Annotated in this window: 7 protein-coding genes and 3 tRNA genes; 3 read left to right on the top strand and 7 right to left on the bottom strand. The window is 32.7% G+C overall.

The window, feature by feature from the left end; genetic code table 11:
• Nucleotides 1-58 precede the first annotated feature (58 nt).
• From CKF58_RS05705 to CKF58_RS05695, 3 genes are read right to left on the bottom strand one after another with little or no spacing between them, the layout of a single operon-like run.
• Nucleotides 59-1,270 (bottom strand): GDSL-type esterase/lipase family protein, encoded by a 1,212-nt coding sequence (locus tag CKF58_RS05705; protein ID WP_147397225.1) that lies wholly within the window; start codon nucleotides 1,268-1,270, stop codon nucleotides 59-61.
• A 31-nt stretch (nucleotides 1,271-1,301) separates the two neighbouring features.
• Nucleotides 1,302-2,546 (bottom strand): SGNH/GDSL hydrolase family protein, encoded by a 1,245-nt coding sequence (locus tag CKF58_RS05700; protein WP_119531852.1) that lies wholly within the window; start codon nucleotides 2,544-2,546, stop codon nucleotides 1,302-1,304.
• A gap of 20 nt (nucleotides 2,547-2,566) precedes the next feature.
• Entirely contained in the window at nucleotides 2,567-4,516 is a 1,950-nt protein-coding gene (locus tag CKF58_RS05695) for an MBOAT family O-acyltransferase (RefSeq protein WP_119531850.1), read from the bottom strand.
• Nucleotides 4,517-4,783: 267 nt separating this feature from the next.
• Here CKF58_RS05695 and rsfS point away from each other — a divergent pair, with 267 nt between their 5' ends.
• The 3 genes from rsfS (at nucleotide 4,784) to murI (ending at nucleotide 6,533) form a co-directional block, all read left to right on the top strand.
• Nucleotides 4,784-5,107, top strand: coding sequence for a ribosome silencing factor (gene rsfS / locus CKF58_RS05690; protein WP_119531848.1), 324 nt, complete (start codon nucleotides 4,784-4,786; stop codon nucleotides 5,105-5,107).
• A 61-nt stretch (nucleotides 5,108-5,168) separates the two neighbouring features.
• Entirely contained in the window at nucleotides 5,169-5,636 is a 468-nt protein-coding gene (gene rlmH, locus CKF58_RS05685) for a 23S rRNA (pseudouridine(1915)-N(3))-methyltransferase RlmH (protein ID WP_119531846.1), read from the top strand.
• A 3-nt stretch (nucleotides 5,637-5,639) separates the two neighbouring features.
• Entirely contained in the window at nucleotides 5,640-6,533 is an 894-nt protein-coding gene (gene murI, locus CKF58_RS05680; RefSeq protein WP_119531844.1) for a glutamate racemase, read from the top strand.
• Nucleotides 6,534-6,616: 83 nt separating this feature from the next.
• Here the strand turns inward: murI and CKF58_RS05675 are convergent, their stop codons facing one another.
• The 4 genes from CKF58_RS05675 to CKF58_RS05660 all read right to left on the bottom strand — a co-directional run bounded on the left by CKF58_RS05675 (nucleotide 6,617) and on the right by CKF58_RS05660 (nucleotide 7,669).
• The gene (locus CKF58_RS05675) at nucleotides 6,617-7,357 is read right to left on the bottom strand and encodes a Nif3-like dinuclear metal center hexameric protein (protein ID WP_119531842.1); all 741 of its coding nucleotides are present in this window, start codon (nucleotides 7,355-7,357) and stop codon (nucleotides 6,617-6,619) included.
• Nucleotides 7,358-7,404: 47 nt separating this feature from the next.
• Nucleotides 7,405-7,479, bottom strand: a tRNA-Gln gene (locus tag CKF58_RS05670).
• A gap of 21 nt (nucleotides 7,480-7,500) precedes the next feature.
• Nucleotides 7,501-7,585, bottom strand: a tRNA-Leu gene (locus CKF58_RS05665).
• A 9-nt stretch (nucleotides 7,586-7,594) separates the two neighbouring features.
• Nucleotides 7,595-7,669 (bottom strand) — tRNA-Gln (locus tag CKF58_RS05660).
• Nucleotides 7,670-7,671: the final 2 nt, after the last annotated feature.

Below are 7,671 nucleotides of genomic sequence, written 5' to 3'. Positions count from 1 at the left end.
ATTTTGTATATCATTTGGGGAACACCACAAAAGTAACTGTGATACCACAGTTACTTTTTTATTTAGCTAAACTTAATAAATCATTAGCAAGACTTGTGCCAAATGATTTATAAGCCTCAAGAGAAAAATGTACTCCATCCTTACGCATACGTCCATCTTTAATGTAAGTTAGAGCTGAACAAGCTCCACCCATAGTTGCGCGCCAATCCCAGAAGAGAGTGTTATTTTGCTGAGCTACTTGTCTTAACGTATCATGTAAAAGATTAACAGTAGTCGCTTGTTGATGGTTACAATAAGCGTTATTTAAATTACGATTAATGCCTAGATTTAAATAGTCTGGATTAGACATAATTAAAATTTGTGCATCTGTAGCATTGCGTAATTTTGCAATTAACTTAGCATAATCTTGGCTGTAAGCTTTAGCATTTAACTTTTCGTTAAAACTTTCGTTAGTACCATAAGAGAGGATAATTAAATCAGGTTTTAAAAGTTTTAACTGTTCTTGCCAATTATTATTCCAAGTATTTAAATGATAAATAGTTGCTCCATTTGAACCAATAGCGCTATAAGAAACACCTTTATTATTGGCTAAATATAAACCAGCAACTTCTAGATTGTTATTAGCAGATAGTCTAAAGTTTCCTTTAACAAAAACTGAATAAACAGCCCAATTGCTACTTTGGATACTTAGATCACTCGTACCGACATCTGAACTAATAGTTAAAGAACAACTCGAAGTTTCAGTACAACGAGCCATAATTTTTAGATCAGAAAATGGAATCTGATAATTATTTCTTGCTGTATAAGCTACAGTCCCTTTAGCATTAAAACTCGCGATATAACCACCGAAAGGATAATCATAATCGTGTTTACTACGAGAATTAATTAGAGAAACATTTTTAGAACTATAAGCAATTAACGCATTTCCTTGCCCAGGAACTTGCATAGGTTCAATGTAACCTAATGCCCCTGTACCTAATTTTTGTTGTAAAACTCGACGAGTTTGTCCTGTAAGTAAATCTGCAGCTGTATGCGAATCACCTAAGTGAACAATAGTTAAGCCTTGAGAACGAGCATTTTTAATTTTGTTAGCCAATTCTTTACTGCTTTCTTGGTTTTTAGAGTAATCAGCTAAAGTGGCTTGTTGAGTAATAGTTGAATAATCATAGGTATCACTCGTACAGCTAAAGAGAAGAAAACCAGTTGTAGCTACACTAAAAACTTTTAAGCAAAAAGACCTAAGCTTGGAACGAAATAATGATTTGTGCATAATCAAAAAATGTAAATAGAAATTCAGCGTACTAATTTTGTTGCTTTAAGCTAAAACGATAATTAGGTTTTGCTAAGCGAGGTAAAGTTAATAATTGCGTGAGGTCGAATTTAGTATTTACTTGTGAACTTTTAGTTTTATTTTCACGAAATACTATATTTTTTTCGACAGCACTGGCAATTAATTTTTCACCTGTAATTGTAAAGTGTACGCCATCATCAGAACGAGTTTTACGCAATTTATTATCTACAATTGCAGATGGAGTAAAATCTTGATCGTTAGCTTGTAAAGCTTGATTTGCGTCTACGGTTAAAGTTCCGTATTGTTGAGAAGCATTTCTAAAGAGTTGATTTAGTAAATGCATTTTTTGATTGAGATCTGGACTTTTCATATTAGGTACAAGAATCCATATCACGGCAATTCCACGTGAACGTGCTTGATATAAAACAGACATTACACGTTGTAAGTAATGAGCTTGCCATTCTTTTGTACCAAAAGCTAAAGCTTTGTGATTAACACTATCATATAAACCATAACTATCATTAGCTCCTAACATCATAATTAATAGCTTATAGTTATTAGATTGCGCTAATTCTTGGCTTATAGTTTTATTCCAATCTAAGTTAGCAGGGTTTAAGAGACCTGTAGACTGTTTCGATAAATCTTTAGACTGGATTTTATAATTAGCACTTAAATATGCACGAATATGTCTACCAACTCCTTGTTGCATAGAATCACCTGCAATCAGCACTTCATCACCAGGATGAAGTACGATAGGATTGGCTTGTTGTGTAAAGGTGTAACTAGCATAATCTAAGTCCCCAGCCACTTTATCTTTTATACCAATAGCAAATTCATTCATTGGCATAGTAAATAATACAGGAGTTTTAGGATCATTAGACGCTGAATTATGAGATGTTGTTTGTGCTTGCTCATGAATAGATTCGCTTGTAGACGTTACATCTACATTATTAGTGTCACTATTATCAGCAAGAACTTGGTGGTCATCTTCTGTTTTAACTTGTTCCAAATGAGAGTTAAACGTTGTTGTCAGTTGATTGCTATATTCACTGTAAAGATTTATTAAATAATCTTTTCCAAGAAGAAGCTTATCATTAAATTCTTTTCCCCACTGCCAAGCTGGATACTTATCCAGCTTGGTTAAAGGACTAGGTTGGTTATATAAAGACAACCAATAATTATTAATTGAGGTTTGGAATAACCAAAATAGAATAACTAAACTAGCAAGAAAGCTAATTAATATTTTTTTAATCATAATTAGTAAGGATACTAATATTAGAAGTTAGAATAGATAAATGGCGGCACACCAGATGGTGCTAAGTTTATAGTTATAACCATAAAGCATAAGCAAACAATAACCACTAAGAAAGTGTTATAGTTTGCAATTTTACTACTTAGGGTAGTAATTAATTTACCAAATAGAGGTAAGAAGCACCAATAGATAAAGATAATACTTAAGGTTATTAAAGTTAAAGGCTCACTAATTGGTAAATACCAGTTGTGGTATAACGAAGTTAATAAACTAATTGCAGCATCTAAATCATCTGAATTAAAGAATACCCACGTAAAACATACATAATTAAAAGTAATAAAGCGGGCTAAGAATTTACTTATGTTTTGAATACGTAAAGGTTGGATTTTATTTAGGATATTAATGCCGATAATCCCTAAAGTATGTAATAAGCCCCATAAAGCAAAGTTAATAGTTGAACCATGCCATATGCCTGAAAGGAGCATTGCTATTACTGTGTAACATTGAGCTAGGATAAAACCATCACGATTACCACCAAGAGGGATATAAATAAAATCACGTATCCAGCTACTTAATGACATATGCCAACGATTCCAGAAATCTTTAATGTTTAAAGAAGCATATGGATTATTGAAGTTTTGCGGATGAGTAATACCAAAACATAATCCTAGTGCAAACATTAAATCTGTATAACCGCTAAAATCGAAATAAAGCTGAAAGGCATAAGCATAAACTCCAAGAACAATTTCTAAAGAGTTATAACTCGTAGGCGCACCAAAAATAGGTTGTACAAAAACAGCTCCTAAAGTGGTAGCTAATAACCACTTTTTCAGAATTCCTAAACTTAAAAAGTAAAAAATTAAGTTTAAGGATTGAGGAGTTCGTTTATGTAATAATTGAGGGATAAAGGTAGTTGCGCGATTAATTGGACCGGCAACTATTGTTGGGAAATAAGTGATAAAAGTTAAAGTCGTTAGTAAACTAGTACTTTTTATTTCCCCGCGTTTTACACTTACTAAGAGAGAAATACTGTTAAAGGTGTAATAAGAAATACCTATTACAGGGATTACATTGATTAACATGCCTAAGTTAGCAAAACCTAACTCATTCATGAAATTTACAATATTGACGTAAATAAAGTCAAAATATTTAAAGTAAATTAGAGGTAACAGCGATAAAGCAATTAAAATCGTAAAAGCGGTAGTTGAAATTAAAGACTTATTAGCTTTTTTATAAAAATTAGTTGGTGAAAGATTTTCTAATTCAGGATTTTCATTGTCAACTTCTTGTTTATAGTTGATTTTTAAATCTTTATAACTTAAGAGCTCGTATTCTTTTAGTAAACTCTGGGCATAGGTAAAGAGTTGGTTTAGATATAGTAAATCTTGATTGTTAATTTTGTCTTCACGTTTAAGATCGGTGATAAAGTAAAGCTGACTATAATATTCAACTAAGAGCTTACTAATAATTCTTGGATAGTTAACCCATGCTTTTGTTTCGGATTTCGTACTTATTAATTGTTGCTGTTGCTCGATTTTAATAAGTACTTCATGAAGTGCACGACTATGTGGTTGATTACTTGTTTGTGAAATTAAATGTGCAATTTCAATTGATTTTTTAGACTTTTGTAATTCTTTTTCTAGTTTTGCAATTTGCGAGTTGTTAGAGCAATAGCTAGCTACTAAGGCCGAAAAGTTTTTGTGAGCATATTGTCGAGCAATTTTTAGATTATTAGTAGTATTAATCGCTACGACTTTATCAATTGCTTGTTGTGCAAGGTAGATAAATCCTGCATAGCCAACAAGAACTAAAGCAAAATAGATATGCACAAACCCCACAAAGATTATACTTGCAACAAAAAGGGTTAAATTTTGTAATTTGGCAGTGTATTTAGTATTGCCAATTGATACTAACCCATAAATGAAAATTACAATTAAGAGAAAAAGAATAAAGGTAAAAGAGAAAAAACTCATAAGACAAAACGAGCAAGCAATAGATGTTTACACTTAATGAAAAAGAACTCTGATGATTAAATTTCTAACCTATTTAGCCGTTAGAATCATCGTTTAACAAACTTTAATATTATACTCGCTAGGTCTACTAATTTCTCAACTTTGTCTATAGTTATTTGTGATATAATTTAGAGCAAAATTATCGTTTTATTCTGTATTGAAAAGTTTATAAATAAACGATTAACATGAGGTTAATTTGAATACAGGAAAACAACCGAGTTTATATACATGGAAACATCGCAAACAGAAATTTGTTCGCTAATTTTAGATAAATTAGATGATTTAAAAGCTCAAGAACCATGTAAGATTGATGTGCGTGCAAAATCAACGATTACGGATACTATGATTATTGTAACAGCAACATCAGACCGCCATTGTGGTGCACTTGCTAGACATTTAATCGATGAAATGAAAAAGCAAGGCATTGAATCTTATGGTTCAGAGGGTACAAACACTGCTGAATGGATCGTAGTAGACTTTGGCTCGATTATGGTTCATATTATGCAAGACCAAGCTCGTAAAGAATACGACCTTGAAAAACTTTGGTCTTAAAAATTTAAACATAAAAAACACAGCCTCGGTTCAATAACCAAGGCTTTTTTAGCATAAACGTATGAAAATTTATTTAGTTGCAGTTGGAACTTCTATGCCTTCTTGGATAACTCAAGGATTCGAAGAATATCAACGTCGCTTCCCACGTAACATGCCTTTTATCCTTATTGAAATCAACAATAAAAAGCGTGGTAAAGGAGCTGATATTAATCGCATTACTGATGAAGAGGGCAAAGAAATTTTAAAAACTGTAGGTAATGGCTATTTAGTTACTCTAGATATTCCAGGTAAACCTTACGATACCCATCAATTAGCAGCTCGTTTAGAAGCATGGCAAAATGGTGGTCGAGATGTGTATATTGTAATTGGTGGACCAGAGGGATTAAGTAAAGAAGTGAAGCAAGCTGCTCACGAATCTTGGTCATTATCAAACTTAACTATGCCTCATCCTTTAGTACGCGTAGTTGCAATAGAAGCTCTATATCGTGCTTGGAGTGTAAATAATAACTTACCTTATCATCGAGACTAAATTATGATGGGTTTAAATACTAATAAACCTAGTCTTCTCTTTTTCGATTCTGGAATGGGTGGATTATCGATTCTTAAAGCTGTAGAAAATACTTTCTTTAACTGCTTTAATTATTATTACTTATTTGATAATGCTTTATTCCCTTATTCAGAAAAACCTGATACTTTATTAAAAGAAAAAATTATTCCTCTTATTCAAAGAGCAATTGAAGAATTAAATATTTCGCTAGTAGTAATTGCTTGTAATACAGCTTCTACACTAATCCTAGATGAATTACGTCAAGTTGTTAAGGTGCCTGTAATCGGTGTAGTACCAGCTTTAAAACCAGCTGTTGAGTATTTAGTAAATAAAAACAAAACCCATAAAGCGGTTGGTATCTTGGCTACTAAAGCAACAATAGCTCGTCCATACGTTTTAAAATTAATTGAACAATATGCAGCGCCAATTAATCATAACGTTAGTCTTTTAGGTACAACCGATTTAGTGGAATATGTTGAAGCTAAAATTAGACAAGAGGTAACTGATAAGAAGTTAGAACAAATTCTCTCCCCTTGGTTAAATAATACTAATTTAGATTTAGGGGTAATAGTTCTAGCTTGTACCCATTTTTCTTTAGTAAAAGATGAAATTCAATCTCTATTTCCAGACGTCTTATTAGTAGATGCATGTTATGCGATTTCACGCCGAGTTGGATATTTATTTGGGATTTTCAAACAAGAAAATTTAGAACAACAACGGCAAGAATTTTTAGATTACCTTGCAGCACTTAAAACACAAGATCATGAACCTGTATTGGATAAACATCTTTTAAGTACAAAAGAATTATCTACGCAAGAGTTTTCGAAAATTCAAAATCAAGGTTTTAGAGATTATCAATATTTTCCGCACAAGAAATAATAAAAGTTTAAGCAAAAAAGTGATACACCACATTGAGAAAAATACCATAAAAAATAACCTATGCCATAAGCATAGGTTATTTTTTATGCAGGATTGTGCATATCTTTGAATTCAACTTCTAAATTCAATTCTTTAGCCAGTTTTTCACCTAATAGTTTAATACCGTATCTTTCACTCGCATGATGTGTACATTGGAAATAATGAATTCCTTGTTCTACAGCTGAGTGATAGGTTTGTTCGCTAATTTCACCTGAAATATAAGCATCACAGCCTTTAGCAAAAGCTTGATCAATAAAGTTTTGTCCACCACCAGAACAAATGCCAACTTTAGTAATATACTCTGGGCAATTTTTACTTACATGCAGTATAGGGACTTGTAAAACTTGACTAATGGTTTGGTATAGATCACTAGCTTTAATTGGTTTACTTAATTCGCAGATTACGATATTACCTGAAATAACATGATTGTCCAGATTAAATAGATGAGCTAGTGCAACATTATTACCAATCTCTGGATGATAATCTACAGGTAAATGGTAAGCGTAAAGGTTTATATCGTGAGAGATTAACTTTTTAATTCTTTGATAGTGGTAACCAGTTATGCGTGGATCTGAACCTTTCCAAAAATAACCATGGTGCACAAGAATAGCATCAGCTTTTACTGCTATAGCATAGTCAATTAGCTCTTGACTAGCTGTTACTCCAGTAACAATCTTTTGTACTTGTTCTTTACCTTGTACCTGTAAACCGTTAACCGTGTAATCTTGAAAATCTTGACTATTAAGATATTGATTTAAATATTGTTCTAATGCAAAATTATTCATAAATACAAAAAAAAGACCTACATTTTCATGATAGGTCTTTATAACAATGGCTGGGGTACTAGGATTCGAACCTAGGGATGACGGGATCAAAACCCGTTGCCTTACCGCTTGGCGATACCCCAATAATCTATAAGAGTATATGATGGTGCGGGAAAGGAGACTTGAACTCCTACACCTCTCGGCGCCAGAACCTAAATCTGGTGCGTCTACCAATTTCGCCATTCCCGCAATAAAAAATGGCTGGGGTACTAGGATTCGAACCTAGGGATGACGGGATCAAAACCCGTTGCCTTACCGCTTGGCGATACCCCAAT

This window comes from Psittacicella hinzii, from assembly GCF_003585935.1.
GTDB classification, from domain to species: Bacteria; Pseudomonadota; Gammaproteobacteria; order Enterobacterales; family Psittacicellaceae; genus Psittacicella; species Psittacicella hinzii.
Note: the sequence above shows the minus strand (reverse complement) of the source record. Positions and strands in the feature narration are given on the sequence as shown.

Bases quoted from the DNA above. Each gene is read 5' to 3' on its own strand.
- CKF58_RS05700 (WP_119531852.1), bottom strand. From the start codon at position 2,546: ATGATTAAAAAAATATTAATTAGCTTTCTTGCTAGTTTAGTTATTCTA.
- CKF58_RS05695 (WP_119531850.1), bottom strand. From the start codon at position 4,516: ATGAGTTTTTTCTCTTTTACCTTTATTCTTTTTCTCTTAATTGTAATT.
- murI (WP_119531844.1), top strand. From the start codon at position 5,640: ATGATGGGTTTAAATACTAATAAACCTAGTCTTCTCTTTTTCGATTCT.
- rsfS (WP_119531848.1), top strand. From the start codon at position 4,784: ATGGAAACATCGCAAACAGAAATTTGTTCGCTAATTTTAGATAAATTA.
- CKF58_RS05705 (WP_147397225.1), bottom strand. From the start codon at position 1,270: ATGCACAAATCATTATTTCGTTCCAAGCTTAGGTCTTTTTGCTTAAAA.
- rlmH (WP_119531846.1), top strand. From the start codon at position 5,169: ATGAAAATTTATTTAGTTGCAGTTGGAACTTCTATGCCTTCTTGGATA.
- CKF58_RS05675 (WP_119531842.1), bottom strand. From the start codon at position 7,357: ATGAATAATTTTGCATTAGAACAATATTTAAATCAATATCTTAATAGT.